The organism is Enorma burkinafasonensis (assembly GCF_902150035.1).
Classification (GTDB): domain Bacteria; phylum Actinomycetota; class Coriobacteriia; order Coriobacteriales; family Coriobacteriaceae; genus Enorma; species Enorma burkinafasonensis.
Genome location: NZ_LR597508.1, coordinates 41,090 through 58,462, shown reverse-complemented (window position 1 = coordinate 58,462; position 17,373 = coordinate 41,090). Strand labels below are relative to the sequence as shown.

Sequence of the window (17,373 nt, the reverse complement as noted above, 5' to 3'; positions counted from 1 at the left end):
ATATTCCGTGCTATTCTTCCATATCAACTGATATCGAAGCTCTGTTTATTCATGTTGATAGGGAGGACGGCATGGGTTACCGCGTAGGGGTCGTGGGCGCTGCGGGGTACGCGGGCATCGAGCTCGTGCGCCTGCTCATCGCCCATCCCGATTTCTCGCTCGCCGTCGCGACCTCCTCGACCGATGCGGGCGTACCGGTCGCCGAGGCGTACCCGGCGCTCGCCGGAGCGTGCGGCCTCTCCTTCACCGACCACGACGACCCGGCCCTCGCCGCCTGCGACGCGGTGTTTCTCGCCGTGCCGCACACCAAGGCGCTCGAGATCGCGCCCGCGCTGCTCGCGCAGGGCGTCACCGTCATCGATCTCTCCGCCGACTACCGGCTCGCGGACGCGCGCGCCTACGAGCGGTGGTACGACGTTCCCCACACCTCGCCGGAGCTCCTCGCCACGCGCGCCTTCGGCCTGCCGGAGCTCTTCGCCGAGGACCTCCTGCGCGCCCGCGCCGAGCGCGCGGCGGGACGCCCGGCGCTTGTCGCCTGCGCCGGCTGCTTCCCCACCGCCACGTCGCTCGCCGCGGCGCCCGCGATCCGGGCCGGCTGGGCAGCGGAACGCGGGCCCATCGTCGTCGACGCCATCTCCGGCGTGACCGGGGCGGGCAAGACGCCGAGCGCGCGCACGCATTTCTGCGGCGTGGCGGGAAACGTCGAGGCCTACGGCGTCTGCCGGCACCGCCACACGCCCGAGATCGAGCAGATCCTCGGCATCCCGGACCGCGTGGTCTTCACCCCGCATCTCGCGCCGCTCAAGCGCGGGCTGCTCTCGACGGTGACCATCCCGCTGGGGGAAGCAGCAGGAGACCTCGATGACGGGCAGGCGGTTACCACTTACCGCAAGGTCTACGAGGGCTGCCCCTGCGTGCGGGTCCTCGACCCCGGACGCACCCCGCGCACCGACTCCGTCACCGGCACCTGCATCTGCGAGGTGGGGCTCGCAATCGACCGGAGGGTGGGCGCCCTCATCGCCATCGGCGCCATCGACAACCTCTGCAAGGGAGCCGCCGGCCAGGCGGTCCAGTGCGCCAACATCGTGTTCGGGCTCGACGAGCGACGAGGGTTGCCCCTCTGCGCGCTACCCGTCTGATGCGCCCCCGCCGCGCCTCCGACACGCGCGGGGACGTTACCCGCACGGCACCCCGGGTACACTGGAAGGTGCCGTGCGGGCAGCCGCTTTTCCGACTCTTGAACCCAGGAGAGATCTTATGGATATGGAACAGTTCGATGCGACCATCCGCGCCGTCCCGCAGGGAGGGGTCGCGAGCGCCCTCGGCTTCACGGCCGCAGGCGTCCACGCCGGATTCAGGAAAAACCCCGAGCGGCCCGACCTGGCGCTCGTCGTCGCCGACGAGCCCTGCCCCGCAGCCGCCGTCTTCACCACGAACCGCTTCTGCGCCGCGCCGGTCGCGGTGAGCCGCGAGAGCCTCGGCGGGACGGGGTGCGGGACCGCACGCGCCGTCATGGTGAACTCCGGCAACGCCAACGCCGCCACCGGCGAGGCAGGCCGCGCGGTCGCCCGCGCCTCGGCGGAGATCGCGGCCCAGGTGCTCGGCTGCGAGAACGACGAGGTCATCATCGCCTCGACCGGTGTCATCGGCCAGCCGCTCACGATCGACCCGTTCGAGGCCGGCGTCCCGCTCGCCGTGGACGCGCTCTCGCGCAAGGGCGGCGCCGACGCCGCGCGCGCGATCATGACCACCGACACGCACCCCAAGGAATATGCCGTCTCCTACGAGACGCAGGCGCTCGAGTACCTGGGCTGCACGTTCACCGTCGGCGGGTGCGTCAAGGGCTCGGGCATGATCATGCCCAACATGGCGACCATGATCGCGATCGTCACCACCGATGCCCCCGTCGCCCCCGAGACGCTCCATGGCCTGCTCAGCTCGGTCATCGGGGAGACCTTCAACAAGGTGACCGTCGATTCGGACACCTCGACCAACGATACCTGCGTGCTCATGGCCTCGGGCGCGGCCGCGCGGGCCGCGGCGCCCATCGAGCCGGAAAGCGACGCCTACCACGAGCTCGAGCGGGCCCTGTACGTGGTGTGCGAGACGCTCGCGCGCGCCATCGCGGCCGACGGCGAGGGCGCGTCCAAGCTCGTCACGGTCACCGTCGACGGCGCCGCCGACGGCGCCGACGCGGACGTTGCCGCGCGCGCCGTCGCCAACTCGCCCTTGGTCAAGTGCGCCATCGCGGGACACGACTGCAACTGGGGCCGCATCGCCTGCGCGCTCGGCAAGTCGGGCGCTGCCTTCGACCAGGATCGCGTCTCCATCGACATCATGGGCATCCCGGTCTGCCGCGACGGGCTCGCCGTGCCCTTCGATGAGGACGAGGCCCTGCGACGATTCGAGGCGCCCGAGATCGTCATCTCCTGCGACCTCGGCGCGGGGTCGGCCAAAACCACGGTATGGTCCTGCGACCTCACCCACGACTACGTCTCCATCAACGCCGACTACCGCTCGTAACCCCCTGTACAAGCCATAGGAGCGCGGTCCCGCCCACAAGGGGCCCGCATCCCGGAGCCGGGTGCCGCGCGCACCCGGCCAGATCCGCTCAACCCGAACGCCCCATCCCGGAAGGACCGCCATGAAATTCGCACGCGACACCACCGACCCCCATGCCAACGAGAAGGTCGGCGAGCTGCTCTTCGAGACCCTCCCCTGGGTGAAGAACCTCACCGGCAAGACGGTCGTCATCAAGTACGGCGGCGCCGCCATGGTCGACGAGCGCCTGCGCGACGACGTGATGAGCGACATCCTCCTGCTCAAGATCATCGGCGCGCGCGTGGTGATCGTCCACGGGGGCGGCTCCGCGGTGAGCGAGGCCTCGCGCAAGCTCGACCTTCCCGTGACGTTCGCGCACGGCCAGCGCGTGACCACCCCCGAGGTCATGGAGGTAGCGCGCGAGGTCCTCGTGGGCAAGGTCAACTCCGACCTCGTCGCCGCCCTCAACCGGCACGGCACCGTGGCCGTGGGTGTGTCCGGCGCGGACGCGGGGACGCTCGTCGCCACGCAGCTCGACCCCGAGCTCGGGCGCGTGGGGGACATCGTGCAGGTGAACGCCGACTACCTCGAATGCCTGCTCGACAACGAGTACATCCCCGTGGTCGCGACGGTCGCCCAAGGCGATGACGGGGGCTTCTTCAACGTCAACGCCGACGTCGCCGCCGGCCATGTCGCCGCCGCGCTCCGTGCGCACAAGGTCATCTTCCTCACCGACGTCGACGGGCTCTACGCCGACTTCGAGGACAAGGGCTCGCTCATCTCGAACCTCACGCTTGAGGAGACCGAGGCACTGCTCGCGGGGGGCACGGCCGCGAAGGGCATGATCCCCAAGCTCCGCTCCTGCGCGCACGCGCTGCGCCATGGGGTTTTCCGCGCCCATATCATCAACGGCACGACCCCGCACGCGCTGCTGCTCGAGCTCCTCACCGACGCCGGCATCGGGACCGTGATGCACGCCACGCCCGAGGCTTACGAGTTCGACCGGCACCCGCATCCCGTGGGGCCCTTCGCGGCGCGCCTCTCGCAGGACGTCGCAGAGGACGGGCCGGTACCCGTCGCGTGACGCGCGGCGGCCACATCCGCCGTGCCCCGCACCTCCGCCGCGGCCCGCAACCAGCCCTCGCCCGCACCCTCCCCCACCGCAAAGAGACAGGAACCCTCCATGGACCTCGCACAGCAGCAGCACCTCGACGACACCTACATCATGCACACCTTCGGCCGCCTGCCCGTCATGTTCACCCGCGGCGCGGGCATGAGGCTCTACGACGACACCGGCAGGGAGTACCTCGATTTCCTCGCCGGCATCGGCGTCTGCTGCCTCGGGCACGGCCACCCCGTCCTCGTCGAGGCGATCGAACGCCAGGCCGAGCGGCTCCTGCACGTCTCGAACTACTACCACATCGCGCACCGAGCCGAGGTCGCCGCCCTGCTCTCCAAGCTCGCGATGGGCGACATGGCGGGCGCGGGCGCCCTCGCGCGGGCCCTGCGCTCGGGCGATGCCCACGCGATCGAGGAGGCCGCGCGGGCGGAAGAGGGCGAGCAGGTCTGGCAGACCTTCTTCGCGAACTCCGGGGCCGAGGCGAACGAATGCTCCCTCAAACTCGCCCGGCTCTACGCGCGCCGCACGGGCAACGGCGGCGACACGGTCGTGTGCCTGCGCGGCGGCTTTCACGGGCGCACGCTCGAGACGCTGGCCGCGACCATGCAGGACCGCCTGCAGGATCCCTTCCGGCCCCTGCCGGGCGGCTTCATCGCCTGCACGCCCAACGACCTCGACGAGCTCGGCGCCATCTTCGACGCGAACGGCTCCAAGATCTGCGCCGTCCTCATCGAGCCCATCCAGGGCGAGAGCGGCGTGCATCCCCTCACCGGGGAGTTCGTCCGCAAGGCAGACGAGCTCGTGCACGGTGTGGGCGGCGTGCTCATCTCCGACGAGGTCCAAGCGGGCATCTTCCGCTGCGGCGCGCCGTTCGCGATCCAGACGCTCGGCATCGAGGCCGACATCATGAGCCTCGCCAAGGGGCTCGCCGGCGGCGTGCCCGTCGGCGCCTGCGTGGCGCGCCGCGAGGTTGCCGAGGCGTTCCGGCCGGGCGACCACGGCTCGACCTTCGGCGGGAGCGACCTCGCCATGGCCGCTGCCGAGGCCGTGCTCTGCGAGCTCGTGCTCGACGCCTACGGCGAGCGCGCCGCCGAGGTGGGCGGCTACCTCATGCAGCGCCTGCGCGCCGTCCCCGGCGTCACCGAGGTGCGCGGGCGCGGCCTCATGATCGGGTGCGACCTCGCGCCCGAGGCGGGCGATGCGCACGATGTCGTGGCGGCGCTCCTCGACGACGGCTTCGTGGTCAATGCAACCGGCGCGCGCACGCTCCGGTTCCTGCCCCCGCTCATCTGCGCCACCGAGGACGTCGACCTGCTCGCCGGCGCCCTCGCGCATAGGCTGCGGCAAAACGGGTAAGAGCTTGAGCGCGCCGGGCGGCAGTGGTATGCTGCATGTCCACACCGCGCGGGCGGTGGGTACCTTGACAGGTCGAGCAGGACCGGCGGCATGCGCCGCGGGTCCGCCAGACCGCCTTCGGGGCCGACTGGTTTCGACGCGATAGCTCTGAGAGAGGAAGCAGGCCGTGGTCTCCTCGCCACGTTAAACAGGGGTGCTGTCAAAAAGAATTGACAAGAATTCTTCTTACGAGCCCCAGCTGGCTCTTGCTGCTTAATTAATTAGCGGCACGCCAAACCCGGGAGTTCCCCGCCCCGGGCGCGGTGTCATTTCAGGGGAATGCTCCCATGCACGTGATCGGTATGGTATGGGCTAAGACCGAACCGGTTGGGACGCCGCGAGCGTGTCGCTGCGCGCAAGGCGTCCGAGACTAAACCAGCGACTGAGCCTGGAGATGCCGATCAGGGGGCTTTCGTGGACCGGAGTTCGATTCTCCGCGGCTCCACCACAAGAGAATTGGGCGAACTTCTCGCTGGAGGGTTCGCCCTTTTGCTATCCAGCTCCACCAACCGTGACACGGGCTTTTCGCCTCAACGCAGGCGGGAGGCCCGTTTTGCTTTGGGTCGGCTCGCTGCCGCCTTGGGGCAACCGGCATGCGCGTGGCCTGCGCGGAGCGACCGACGAGCGCCGGCGAGGTCGCGCGCCCCTCCTTTCGGCAGCCATGCCCCCCGCACCATGCGAGCGCAACGGACGCCTGCAATTCACCATTCATTTGAAGAGCGAGTTGCAGAAATAGCGCCATTCGCAGTTCATTTGAACAGCGAGTTGCACCTGATACCATTCGATTGAAAAATGAACAAAAGCACTCCGAGGGGAGGAAATTGAGCAAAGCGCCTAGCTGGTGTTTTATAGAACTTAGGCATCTACTGCGCAATTCGATCAACCAATGAACGGCATAATCCATGCACTTTTTCATCGAATTGCAGATAGGTTTCATGGACATGCATAAATCAATCGGATTGCAGGCACGCCCTCGTGAACGCGCGCAAATCGGTCGGATCGCAGGCGCACGCTTGTGGATGCGCGAGGTCGATTGATTTGCGGATGCGCCCATAGTGTCGGATGCCGTCGCATGCCGCCACCCTGCGCCCCCGCACGACGAAGCGGGCCCCTACCCCATCGGAGGCAGAGGCCCGCTTGCTCGAATCGGACGGCAGGACGCCGGCGGGGCGTCGCGCCCCTGCGCTACTCGGCGGCCTTCTTCTTCGCGGCCACCACGGGGTCGGCGTTCACGTCGACCTTGCCGCGGCCGTAGGTCGGGCGCGCCGCGTCGTACTGCAGCCCGCGGGCGACACGCAGGACGTCCTCCTCGGCCACGTTCGCGTAGCGATGGCACGCGCACATGTGGTTGGGCAGGACCTCGGTGAGGTCGGGGGCGCCCACCTCGCAGGCGCCGACCTTCGCGAAGCAGCGGCCCGCGAAGCGGCAGCCCGCCGGCGGGTCGATGGGGCTCGGCACGTCGCCCTCCAGGATGATGCGCTTGCGCTGCAGGTGCGGGTTGGGGCTCGGGATCGCCGAGAGCAGCGCCTGCGTGTACGGGCAGAGCGGCTCGTGGTAGAGCGAGTTCTTGGGCGCGATCTCCATCAGACGACCGAGGTACATGACGCCCACGCGGTCCGAGATGTGCTTCACGACGTTCAGGCCGTGGGCGATGAACAGGTACGTGAGGCCGAACTGGTCCTTGAGGTCGTCAAGCAGGTTCAGCACCTGCGCCTGGATGGACACGTCGAGTGCGGAGACCGGCTCGTCGCAGACGATGAGCTTGGGGTTCACCGCGAGGGCGCGGGCGATGCCCACGCGCTGGCGCTGGCCGCCGGAGAACTCGTGCGGGTAGCGGTTCTTCATGTAGCTCGCCAAGCCCACGCGCTCGAGCAGCTCGTCCACGCGCGCGTCGATCTTGTCTGCGGGCAGGAGCCTGTTGGTCTTGATGGGCTCCGCCACGATCTGCCCGATCGTCATGCGCGGGTTCAGGCTCGCGTACGGGTCCTGGAAGATGAGCTGGATATCGCTGCAGAGCTTGCGGCGCTCCTTGTGCGGCAGCGCGGTGATGTCGCGCCCCTCGAAGATGATCTTGCCGCTCGTGGGCTTGAGCAGGCCGACGAGCATCTTGCCGATGGTGCTCTTGCCGCAGCCGGACTCGCCGACCAGGCCGAAGGCCTCGCCCTTCTTGATGGAGAAGCTCACGTCATCGACGGCCTGCACGAACGAGGTCGGCTTGCCGAAGAAGTTGCTGTCGGCGACGAAGCTCTTGGTGAGGTGCTGTACCTCGAGCAGGGTCTCGTTTTCCATCTATCGCACCTCCTCCTCGGTAGCTCCCACCGAGCGCATGGCGCGCTCCTGCTGGGTCGCCAGCGCACGCTCGACCTCGGCGGGATCGTCGTACAGGAAGCAGCGGACGCGCCGGTCGGTACCGGGCACCGCGCGCAGCTCGGGGCACTCCTTGCGGCAGCGATCGAAGCAGCGGTCGCAGCGGTCGGAAAACGGGCACCCCGAGGGCATGTCGAGGACGTTGGGCACCGAGCCCTTGATCATGTAGAGACGCTCGGACTGCTCGTCCTCGAGACGCGGGATCGACCGCAGGAGGCCGAGCGTGTAGGGGTGCAGCGGGTAGTCGAACAGCTCGACCTTCTCGCCCTCCTCGACCACCTGGCCGCAGTACATGACCACGACGCGGTCGGCGACCTCGGAGACGACGCCCAGGTCGTGCGTGATGAGCATGACGGCCATGTTGAACTCGTCGCGCAGCTTGTAGATGAGGTCCAGGATCTGCGCCTGGATCGTCACGTCGAGCGCCGTCGTGGGCTCGTCGGCGATGAGAAGCTTGGGGTCGCACGAGAGCGCCATGGCGATCATGACGCGCTGGCGCATGCCGCCCGACATCTGGTGCGGGTAGTCGCGGGCGCGCTCCTCGGGGCTGGGGATGCCCACCACGCGCAGCATCTCGACCGCGCGCGCCCAGGCGTCCTTCTTGTTCATGTCCGTGTGCGTCTGGATGGCCTCGACGATCTGGTCGCCCACGCGGTACACGGGGTTCAGGCTCGTCATGGGCTCCTGGAAGATCATCGAGATCTGGTCGCCGCGGATGGCCTCCATCTCGCGCTCGCTCACAGCGAGCAGGTCCTTCCCGTCGAAGGTGATGGAGCCGGACGCCACGTGGCCGGGATCCTGGAGCAGCCCCATGATCGACAGCGAGGTCACGCTCTTGCCCGAGCCCGACTCGCCCACCACGGCGAGGATCTCGCCGCGGTCGATGGAGAAGGTCACGCCGTTCACGGCGCGGACGATGCCCTTGCGCGTGGGGAACTCGGTGACGAGGTCCTTGACTTCAAGCAATGCCATGCGTATCACCGCTTCCTTGCTTTGGGGTCGAAGGCGTCGCGGATACCGTCACCCAGCAGGTTGAACGCGAGCACGGTGATGGTGATGGCGAGACCGGGGAAGATCATCGCGTGCGGCGCGCGGAAGATGTAGTTACGGCCGCGGCCCAGCATGTCGCCCCACTCCGCCGCCGGCGGCTGCACGCCCAGGCCCAGAAAGCCGAGCGCCGCCGCGTCGAGGATGGCGCCCGAGATGCCGAGCGTCGCGCGGACGATGATCGAGGGCAGCACGTTGGGCAGCACATGGCGGAAGATGATCGTGAAGTCGGAGTCGCCGATCACGCGCGCGGCCGCCACGTAGTCGGTCTGCTTGACCGCGAGGATCTGGCTGCGCACGATGCGCGCGTACTCGGGGATCGAGACGAAGCCGATGGCGATGATCGCCTTGTCGATGCCGCGGCCGAGCGCCGCCATGAAGGCGATGGCCAGCAAGATCGACGGGATGGCGAGCATCATGTCCATGAAGCGCATGATGATCGTGTCGACGATGCCGCCCTTGTAGCCGGCGATGGCGCCGAGCGCCACGCCCACCGTGAGCGAGATCGCGACCGAGAGCAGGCCGACCGTGAGCGAGATCTGGCTGCCGATGAGGATGCGGCTGAAGATGTCGCGACCCTGCTGGTCGGTGCCGAACCAGTGCTCGGCGCTGGGCCCCTGGAACGACTGCGAGAGGTCCTGCTGGTACGGGTCGCAGGGCAGCACCTGGGGGGCGATCGCCGTCACGATGGCGATGACCACCAGAAGCGCGATGATCACGAGGCTCACCATGGCGGGCTTGTTCTGCGTGAGCGAGTACCACATATCCTTCCAGAGTGACTCTGGCTTCTGGGCGGCGCGCCCGCCCTCGGGCGCCTCGGGCGGCACCTGGGAGGGCGCGGGCTCCTCCTCGCGAAGCACGGCCGCGTCGTTTATGAGCTCTGCCATGTGGATCACCCCTCTTCCTGCGAGTACTTGATGCGCGGGTCGAGATAGGCGTAGATCACGTCGACCACCAGGTTGATGACGATGAAGATCACACCGATGAGCAGGACCGCGCCCTGGACCACCGGGAAGTCGGACTTCAGGATGCAGTCGACCACGTACTTGCCGATGCCCGGCCAGGCGAAGACCGTCTCGGTGAGCATGGCGCCACCGAGCAGGCTGCCCAGCTGCAGGCCGATGACCGTCGTGACGGGCAGCATCGCGTTGCGCAGGGCGTGGTGCCGGTTGACGCGGCCGCGGCGCAGGCCCTTGGCGCGCGCGGTGCGCACATAGTCCTCGTTAAGGGTATCGAGCATGCTCGAGCGGGTCATGCGGGTGATGACCGCCATGGAGTACAGCGATAGCGCGAGCGCGGGCAGGATGATGTGGCTCAGCGCGTCGCCGAAGGCCTCGAAGTCACCCGAGAGCAGGGTGTCGATGAGGTAGAGCCCCGTGCCGCCCACGGGCGCCAGCAACGGGTCGATGCGGCCCGACGAGGGCAGCACGTGCAGGACGCCGGCGAACAGGATGATCATCAGGATGCCCGACCAGAAGATGGGCATCGACACGCCGATGAGCGCGAAGACCATCGACACGCCGTCGATGAACGTGTTCTTGTGCACCGCGGAGACGACGCCCAAGACGATGCCGACCACCGTCGCGATGACGATCGCGACGAGCGCGAGCTCGACAGTCGCCGGGAAGCGGCTCATGAGCTCCTGTACCACCGGGGTGTGGGTGTAGTAGCTCTCACCGAGGTTTCCGGTGAGCGCTCCCGTGAGGAAGTCGAAGTACTGCACGACGATCGGGTCGTTGAGCCCGTTCGCCTCGCGCCATGCCTCCATGGCCTCGGCCGTCGCATGCTGGCCGAGCACGACAGGCGCCGGGTCGGCCGAGAACACGCGCATGATGAGGAACACCAGGATCGACACGCCCAGAAGGACGGGGATCGCCAGCAAGATGCGCTTGAAGATGTATTTCAGCACGTCGTCTACCTCCTTTCCTTATCCGGGCCAGCACCGGGTACCGGCTCCATCCTTCACCAAAACGGGCCGGGCAAGGCGCCCGGCCCCGTTTTAGCAGTTAAACACTAACAATTATACGCGTTCGCCCCGCGATGCCAAAACCTAGGCGGTCTTAGTGATGAGCTCCAGGTGCACTACTCCCGTCGGGTGATAGTAGAAGTTGTTGATAGTCGGCGCGTACGCGGCGAGGTTCTTGGAGTGGCTGATGAGCATCCACGGCATCTGGTCGGCGACCATCTGCTCGCACTGCTTGTAGATCGCGTCGCGGTCATCGCCGTCGGGCGTCTCGAGGCCCTGCTGGATGAGCGCGTTGTACTCCTCGTTGCGGAAGCGGCCGACGTTCATGGACACGCTCTCGTCGGAAAGCAGGTTCATGAAGTTGTCGGGGTCGCCGTTGTCGCCGACCCAGCCGTACAGGCAGCAGTCGAAGGCGTCGGTCTCGACCTTGGTCTTGTAGGTCGTCCAGTCGTAGGAGACGATCTCCATCTCGACGCCGGCGTCGCGCAGGTAGCCCTGGATGGCCTCGGCGAGCGGCTGGCCGCCGATGGAGTTGTAGGGGCGCACGTTGGTGTAGGTGAGCATGGTGCAGCTCGTGATGCCCAGCTCGGCGAACTTGGCCTTGGCGGCCTCGGGGTCGTAGGCGGTCTGCTGGATGTCCTCGTCATAGGGGGCCATCCACAGCGGCATGACGGAGTTCGCGACGCCCGCGTAGTCGCCGTACAGGCTCTGGACCATCTCCTCGACGTTCACCGCCTGGCAGAAGGCGCGACGGGCCTCGATGTCGGTGAAGACACCGGAGTCGTTGCGGAACGCCATGTAGTTGATGTTCATGCCGTCCTCGTCGAACAGCTCGTTGCCGGCGTCGGTGATCGTGTCGACCACGGAGGCGTCGATGCCGTCGATCATGTCGACCTCGCCGTTGTTCAGGGCCGTCACGCGCGAGGAGTTCTCGGCGATGATGCGGAACACCGCGTTCTTGGTCTGCGGCATGCGCTCCTCGTCCCAGTAGTCCTCGTTGGCCTCGAGCACGATGCTGTCGCCCTTGGTCCAGGAGACGAACTTGTAGGGACCGGAACCGATGGGGTTCTCGTTGGAGTCGCCGGCCTCGATGGAGGACGGGGCCACGATGGGCGCGGCGAGGGTCATCGCCATGTTCTTGATGAACGGCGTCGACGGGGCGCGCAGGGTGATGACGAGCGTGGTGGCATCGGGGGCCTCGATGGAGGCGATGCCGGTGTTGGTGTCCTCGGAGCCGAACACGAAGGACGCGTACGGCATGTCCTCGGTGCGCTGCGGCTCGAGCTGGCGGGTGATCGAGGTCACGATGGCGGCGGCGTCGCAGTCCGTGCCGTCGTGGAACTTCACGCCCTCGCGGATCTTGAAGGTGTAGGTGAGGCCGTCCTCGGAGATCTCGGGCATCTCGCCGAGGCTCGGGAGCACGTCGCAGGTCTCTACGTCGTAGCGCAGCACGGTGTCGTAGATGTTGGACATGACCTTCGCGGACTCGCCGTCGTCGACGTAGGCGGGGTCGAGACCGCGCGGGTCGGCACCCTGGGCGAAGGTGATGGTATCGGCGATACCGCTGGCGGAACCGGAACCGGAGCCCGCCTCGCTGGCGCGCTGGCTGCCGCAGCCGGCCAGACCGGTGGCGCCGAGAACACTGACCGCGCCCATGGCCTCGACGAAGCGACGGCGCGACATCTCCATGATGGACATATTAGCCCCCTTATCCTTGGGACGACATTCCCCCGCGACGCCACGGGCGGATGCCGTAGCTGTCACAGTGTCAATAAGTGTAGCCGTCCCCGTCGCAGTTGGGGAGCCGAACCCGAAGAATTGCTTTATTTTGCTAAAGTGTTTCGCATCTCGAAACAAACTTGACAGGCCCCGCCGCGGTGACACCGCGACGGGGCCTGACGTGCAGAGCGAATCCGGTCGGTCGCGCGGGTCTAGTCCCTGCGACCGAACAGCGCCAGCAGGCGCAGGAATACGTTGATGATGTCGAGGTAGAGGTCGACGGCGTACCACAGCGCGTTGGTGAACGTCGGCAGCGCGGTCGAGGCGCGGTAGACGTCGTAGCCGATGAAGCCGCAGAACAGCAGGATGACCACGATGTCGGTCACGGACTGCTGCACGCCCATGAACATGAGCACGAGCTCGACCGCGATGATCGCGAGCAGACCCACCGCGAGCACGCCCTGCAGGCGCGCGAAGAAGTCGGGGAACATGAAGCCCGCGGCGCCGAAGACGATCATGATGCCCGCCGTGGCGGTGAAGGCCATCGAGATGCTCTCCATGTCGTAGGCCGAAAGCGCGATCGACGTGGTGAACCCGAAGGTCAGGCTGAAGAACGCGTACCCGATGAGCCCGAGGGTGAGGTTCTCGCGGCTGCGGCCGATGCTCATGGCGATGATGCCGCCGATGGAGCCTACGAGGCTGCCCACGGTGACGAGCATGGGGTTGCGCACCATGAACAGCAGGAACTCACGGGTGCCCGTGATGTAGGAGCAGGCCGCCATGATGACGAACGACAGCACCACGAAGCCCGTGAGCACGAGGTTGTAGAGCCGCCTAGAGATGAGCTGGGGTGCCGGCTGCTCCCGGTAGATCGGGCTGCCGTAGCGCTCGACTTCGTTCATAGAGATCCTCCGATCGACGTGGACGCGCGTCGCGTCCCGGTTCTGCACAGTGTACCCGTTTCCGCGCCCATCAGTCGAGTTCCTTAAGACCCTGGCACAGGGCCCAGTACTCCCCGTGCAGCGCGTAGAGCTCCTCGTGGGTGCCGCGCTCGATGATGCGGCCGCGCTCGAGCACCATGATGGCGTCGGCGTCGCGCACGGTCGAGAGGCGATGCGCGATCATGAAGGTCGTCCTCCCCCGCATGAGTTGGTCCATGCCGCGCCCGATGAGCATCTCGGTACGCGTGTCGATCGAGCTCGTCGCCTCGTCCAGGATGAGCACCGGGGGGTCCGCCACCGCGGCGCGCGCGATGGCGAGCAGCTGGCGCTGCCCCTGGGAGAGGTTCGCGCCGTCGGCGGTGACCATGGTGTCGTAGCCGTGCGGCAGGCGGCGGATGAAGCCGTCGGCGTTGGCGATGCGCGCCGCCGCGCGCACCTCCTCGTCGGTCGCGTCGAGCTTGCCGAAGCGGATGTTGTCCGCGATGGTCCCCGTGAAGAGGTGCGTGTCCTGGAGCACGATGCCGAGCGAGCGCCTGAGCGAGTCCTTGGCGATGTTCTTGACGTTGATGCCGTCGTAGGTGATCTCGCCTTGCTGCACGTCGTAGAACCGGTTGATGAGGTTCGTGATCGTGGTCTTGCCGGCGCCCGTGGAGCCCACGAAGGCGATCTTCTGGCCGGGCTCGGCGAAGAGGTTGAGCCCGTGCAGCACCTCGTGGTCCGCGGTGTAGCCGAAGCTCACATCGTGGAAGCGCACGTCGCCGCGAAGCGGCACGAGGCCCACCGCGAGCACGGTGCCGTCCGCGCCGCGCGCCGTGCTGCCGACGACGGCGCCCATGGCCGCCGCGGGCGCCGCGGGCCCGCACTCCGGCGCGTCAGCGTCCTCGGCCACCGGCACGAGCGAGCCCCACGCGCCCACGCCGAAGCCCTCGGGGATGCGCCAGGCCCAGCTGTCCTCGCCGGTCCGCACGAGCTCGACGGTGCCCTCGTCGACCTCGGCCGGCTCGTCCATGGCCGCGAACACGCGCTCGGCACCCGCGAGCGCTGAGAGCAGGAAGTTCGACTGCTGCGTGAACTGGTTGATGGGCATGGCCGTCTGACGCACGAACACGAGGTAGCTCGCGAGCGCGCCCACCCCGGTCAGCCCCGAGATGGCCATGAGGCTGCCCACGACCGCCACGATCGCGTAGTTCACGTAGCTGATGGACACCACGGCGGGGATCATCGACGCCGCGTACGCCTGGGCGCCCGTGCCCGCGACGCGCAGGCGCTCGTTCTTGTCACGGAACGCCATGACGTTGGGTTCCTCGTGGTTGAAGACCTTCACGACCTTCTGGCCGCCCACCATCTCCTCGATGTAGCCGTCGAGCTCGCCGAGGACCGCCTGCTGGCGTCGGTAGTACCCACGGCTCTTCTTGGTCGAGAAGGCGATGTAGCAAAACATCGCGGCGTAGCCCACCACGACGATGAGCGAGAGCCGCCAGTTGAGCACGAAGATGAGCGTGAGCGTGCCCACGATCTGGATGAAGCTCTGGATGAGCATGGCGAAGCTGTTGTTCATGGCCTCGGCGACGGTGTCCACGTCGTTGGTGAAGTAGCTCATCACGTCGCCGCGGTTGCGCGCATCGAAGTACGAGAGCGGCAGCGTCTGGATGTGCGCGAACAGGTCGCGGCGGATGTCGACGAGCACCTTCTGCGCCGCATGGACCATAACCTGGGTGTACCCCAGCGCGGCGAGCACGCCGACGACGTAGATCGATGCCGTGAGCGCGATCATGCGCACGAACGCCGGCACATCGCCCGCGGTGAGCGCGTCGACCGTCGGCTGGATCATGTACGTGCCGAGCAGGTTGGCGGAGGCCGAGACGGTCACGAGCACCGCGACCGCGAGGAACAGCAGGCGGTGCCTGCCCATGTAGGAGAGGAGCCTTTTGAGCGTGCCCCTGAGGTCATGGGGCTTGTTTCCCGGTGCCGGCATCAGATGGCACCCCCTTCCTCGGCGGCGTGCACTTGCGACTCGAAGATCTCGCGGTAGATCTCGTCGCCCGCGAGCAGCTCGTCATGGGTGCCCACCGCGTGCACGCGCCCCTCGTCGAGGACGACGATCATGTCGGCGTCCATGACCGAGTTGACGCGCTGCGCGATGATGAGCTTCGTGACGCCCTCGAGCTCGGCGAGCGAGCGGCGGATATCGGCCTCGGTCGCCATGTCGACCGCGCTCGTCGAGTCGTCGAAGATGATGATCTTGGGGTCCTTGAGCAGCGCGCGGGCGATGCACAGGCGCTGCTTCTGGCCGCCGGAGACGTTCACGCCGCCCTGTCCCAGGTCGTAGTCGAGCCCGCCGGGCAGCCGGTCCAGAAACTCGTCCACCCGCGCGGCGCGGCATGCCGCGAGGAGCTCCTCGGTGGTCGCCTTGGGCGCGCCCCACTTCAGGTTGTCGCGGACCGTCCCCGTGAAGAGCACGTTCTGCTGGAGCACGATCGACACCGCGTCGCGCAGCGCGGCGAGGTCGTAGCGGCGCACGTCCTCGCCGCCCACGAGCACCCTTCCCTCGGTCGCGTCGTAGAGGCGCGGGATGAGCTGCACGAGCGTGGTCTTGCCGGAGCCCGTGCCGCCCAGGATGCCCACGGTCGCGCCCGCGGGGATCGCAAGGTCCACGTGCTCGAGCACGTACTCGCGCGCGTCGGCGCGGTACTTGAACGACACGTCCTCGAAGGCGATCGAGCCGTCCGCCACCTCGGTGAGCGCTCCCGCGGGCGAGGTGAGGTCGACTTGCTCGTCGAGCACCTCCGAGATGCGGTGCACGCTCGCGAGCGAACGCGTGAGCAGCAGAAACACGTTCGAGATCATGATCAGCGAGTTGAGGATCTGGAGCACGTAGGAGAGGAAGCCCGTGAGCTCGCCCACCTCGAGACCGCCGGTGAGGATCATCTGGCCGCCGAACCACATGATGAGGGTCGTCGCCGTGTACATCGAGGTGTAGAGCACGGGCATGTTGAGGACGGCGAGCCTGAAGGTGCGCTCGCTCGTCGCGGCGAGGCCCTCGTTCACGCGGCGGAACTGCTCGCACTCGTAGTCGCCGCGGACGTACGCCTTGACGGCGCGGACCGCCGTGAGCATCTCCTGGACGACGTTGTTCAAGCGGTCGACCGTCTTCTGGAGCACGCCGTAGAGCGGCCCCACGTGCCGCACGATCGCCGCCATGCCGAGCGCCATGACGGGCACGACGCCCAGGAACACGAGCGCGAGCTCGGCGTTCAGGTAGATCGCGAGCGAGAGGCCCATCGCGAGCATCACCGGGCCGCGGACCATGGGCCTGAAGCCGGCGTTGAGCGCGTTCTGGATTACCGTGACGTCGGTCGTCATGCGCGTCACGAGCGACGAGGTGTCGAAGCGGTCGAGGTTCGCGAACGAGTAGTCCTGCACGCGCTCGTACTCCGCGGCGCGCAGGCGGGCACCCAGGCCATAGGCCGCGCGCGCCGCGAAGCGCGCGTAGAGCAGGCCCGTCACCAGCGCGAGGAGCGCGCAGGTCGCCATGTAGACGCCCTGGCGCATGATGAACGACACGTCGCGCGTCGCCACGCCCACGTCGATGATGTCCGCCATGAGGATGGGGATGACCATCTCGAACGAGCCCTCGATGACGATCAGGATGACGCCCATGATCGCGTCTTTGCGGTACGGTCCCAGATAGCCCACGATGCGCAGCAGCTCACGCATGTCGCTCGCCCTCCCCTCCGGAAAGCTCCCTCATGTACGCCTTGAGGTTCGCGCGGGCACGGCCCAGGTAGTCGTAGAAGGCCGCGACCTCCTCGGACGCGAAGCCTGAGACCATCGCCCGCGCCTCCTCGCGGCACGCCGCCTCCCAGGCGCAGGCGACCCGCGCCCCCTCGGCGGTCAGCGAGACGATCTTGCTGCGGCGGTCGCCCTCGGCGGGCGCGATCTCCACGAACCCGCGGCGCGCGAGCGCGTCGATCATGCGCGACACCCCCGCTGGGTCGAGGTCGTAGAAGTCCGCGAGCTCGCGCTGGGTGCACGACCCGTGCCGCGCGAGGTACGCGAGCAGCTTGGGCTGGCCGGTGCCCAGCCCCACGGTCGCCATGTACGGCCGCATGACCTGGCATTGGACGTGGCTGGTGCGGTGCAGCAGGGTGCGCAGCTCGAACAGGTCCGGCTGATTCGCCTCTTCCATCCCTCACGACCCCCATTACTTGATATGTCAACAGTTGATATATCAAGTGATAGCGCGTCGCGACACGCCCGTCAAGGTTGAACGACAG

13 protein-coding genes and 1 other RNA gene are annotated in these 17,373 nt (G+C 67.5%); 5 read left to right on the top strand and 9 right to left on the bottom strand.

Translation table 11 applies throughout. The features are described from left to right. Positions 1-71: 71 nt before the first annotated feature. The 5 genes from argC to ssrA all read left to right on the top strand — a co-directional run bounded on the left by argC (position 72) and on the right by ssrA (position 5,504). On the top strand, positions 72-1,139 hold the full coding sequence (argC, locus tag FS885_RS06125; RefSeq protein WP_144744191.1) for an N-acetyl-gamma-glutamyl-phosphate reductase: 1,068 nt from the start codon (positions 72-74) through the stop codon (positions 1,137-1,139). 118 nt (positions 1,140-1,257) lie between these two features. Further along, a complete protein-coding gene (gene argJ / locus FS885_RS06120; protein ID WP_144744190.1) occupies positions 1,258-2,523 on the top strand; it encodes a bifunctional glutamate N-acetyltransferase/amino-acid acetyltransferase ArgJ in 1,266 nt (421 codons plus the stop codon). Positions 2,524-2,644: 121 nt separating this feature from the next. Then, positions 2,645-3,625, top strand: a complete 981-nt coding sequence (argB, locus tag FS885_RS06115) for an acetylglutamate kinase (protein WP_144744189.1) — start codon at positions 2,645-2,647, stop codon at positions 3,623-3,625. A gap of 99 nt (positions 3,626-3,724) precedes the next feature. Then, complete coding sequence (locus FS885_RS06110) at positions 3,725-5,017, top strand: aminotransferase class III-fold pyridoxal phosphate-dependent enzyme (protein ID WP_144744188.1); 1,293 nt, start codon at positions 3,725-3,727, stop codon at positions 5,015-5,017. A 119-nt stretch (positions 5,018-5,136) separates the two neighbouring features. Then, positions 5,137-5,504, top strand: a transfer-messenger RNA (tmRNA) gene (ssrA, locus tag FS885_RS06105). A gap of 737 nt (positions 5,505-6,241) precedes the next feature. Here the strand turns inward: ssrA and FS885_RS06100 are convergent. From FS885_RS06100 to FS885_RS06060, 9 genes are all read right to left on the bottom strand, one after another. Next, on the bottom strand, positions 6,242-7,345 hold the full coding sequence (locus FS885_RS06100) for an ABC transporter ATP-binding protein (protein ID WP_144744187.1): 1,104 nt from the start codon (positions 7,343-7,345) through the stop codon (positions 6,242-6,244). Next, entirely contained in the window at positions 7,346-8,395 is a 1,050-nt protein-coding gene (locus FS885_RS06095) for an ABC transporter ATP-binding protein (protein WP_144744186.1), read from the bottom strand. Positions 8,396-8,400: 5 nt separating this feature from the next. Further along, positions 8,401-9,357, bottom strand: coding sequence for a nickel transporter permease (gene nikC / locus FS885_RS06090; RefSeq protein ID WP_144744185.1), 957 nt, complete (start codon positions 9,355-9,357; stop codon positions 8,401-8,403). Between the two features lie 5 nt (positions 9,358-9,362). After that, on the bottom strand, positions 9,363-10,379 hold the full coding sequence (locus FS885_RS06085; protein WP_144744184.1) for an ABC transporter permease: 1,017 nt from the start codon (positions 10,377-10,379) through the stop codon (positions 9,363-9,365). Positions 10,380-10,520: 141 nt separating this feature from the next. Further along, a complete protein-coding gene (locus FS885_RS06080; RefSeq protein WP_144744183.1) occupies positions 10,521-12,134 on the bottom strand; it encodes an ABC transporter substrate-binding protein in 1,614 nt (537 codons plus the stop codon). 233 nt (positions 12,135-12,367) lie between these two features. Continuing rightward, entirely contained in the window at positions 12,368-13,057 is a 690-nt protein-coding gene (locus FS885_RS06075) for a Bax inhibitor-1 family protein (protein WP_144744182.1), read from the bottom strand. A gap of 70 nt (positions 13,058-13,127) precedes the next feature. Next, positions 13,128-15,071, bottom strand: a complete 1,944-nt coding sequence (locus tag FS885_RS06070; protein ID WP_144744181.1) for an ABC transporter ATP-binding protein — start codon at positions 15,069-15,071, stop codon at positions 13,128-13,130. Next, positions 15,071-16,813, bottom strand: a complete 1,743-nt coding sequence (locus FS885_RS06065; RefSeq protein WP_144744180.1) for an ABC transporter ATP-binding protein — start codon at positions 16,811-16,813, stop codon at positions 15,071-15,073. Before FS885_RS06065 ends, FS885_RS06070 begins: the two co-directional genes overlap by 1 nt. Continuing rightward, positions 16,806-17,285, bottom strand: coding sequence for a MarR family winged helix-turn-helix transcriptional regulator (locus tag FS885_RS06060; protein ID WP_144744179.1), 480 nt, complete (start codon positions 17,283-17,285; stop codon positions 16,806-16,808). Before FS885_RS06060 ends, FS885_RS06065 begins: the two co-directional genes overlap by 8 nt. Positions 17,286-17,373 lie beyond the last annotated feature (88 nt).

What these genes read in the sequence shown, in the direction of transcription:
- FS885_RS06100 (WP_144744187.1), bottom strand. Translation starts at nt 7,345, where the DNA reads ATGGAAAACGAGACCCTGCTCGAGGTACAGCACCTCACCAAGAGCTTC.
- FS885_RS06110 (WP_144744188.1), top strand. Translation starts at nt 3,725, where the DNA reads ATGGACCTCGCACAGCAGCAGCACCTCGACGACACCTACATCATGCAC.
- argC (WP_144744191.1), top strand. Translation starts at nt 72, where the DNA reads ATGGGTTACCGCGTAGGGGTCGTGGGCGCTGCGGGGTACGCGGGCATC.
- FS885_RS06095 (WP_144744186.1), bottom strand. Translation starts at nt 8,395, where the DNA reads ATGGCATTGCTTGAAGTCAAGGACCTCGTCACCGAGTTCCCCACGCGC.
- FS885_RS06080 (WP_144744183.1), bottom strand. Translation starts at nt 12,134, where the DNA reads ATGTCCATCATGGAGATGTCGCGCCGTCGCTTCGTCGAGGCCATGGGC.
- FS885_RS06075 (WP_144744182.1), bottom strand. Translation starts at nt 13,057, where the DNA reads ATGAACGAAGTCGAGCGCTACGGCAGCCCGATCTACCGGGAGCAGCCG.
- nikC (WP_144744185.1), bottom strand. Translation starts at nt 9,357, where the DNA reads ATGGCAGAGCTCATAAACGACGCGGCCGTGCTTCGCGAGGAGGAGCCC.
- argB (WP_144744189.1), top strand. Translation starts at nt 2,645, where the DNA reads ATGAAATTCGCACGCGACACCACCGACCCCCATGCCAACGAGAAGGTC.
- FS885_RS06060 (WP_144744179.1), bottom strand. Translation starts at nt 17,285, where the DNA reads ATGGAAGAGGCGAATCAGCCGGACCTGTTCGAGCTGCGCACCCTGCTG.
- argJ (WP_144744190.1), top strand. Translation starts at nt 1,258, where the DNA reads ATGGATATGGAACAGTTCGATGCGACCATCCGCGCCGTCCCGCAGGGA.
- FS885_RS06070 (WP_144744181.1), bottom strand. Translation starts at nt 15,071, where the DNA reads ATGCCGGCACCGGGAAACAAGCCCCATGACCTCAGGGGCACGCTCAAA.
- FS885_RS06065 (WP_144744180.1), bottom strand. Translation starts at nt 16,813, where the DNA reads ATGCGTGAGCTGCTGCGCATCGTGGGCTATCTGGGACCGTACCGCAAA.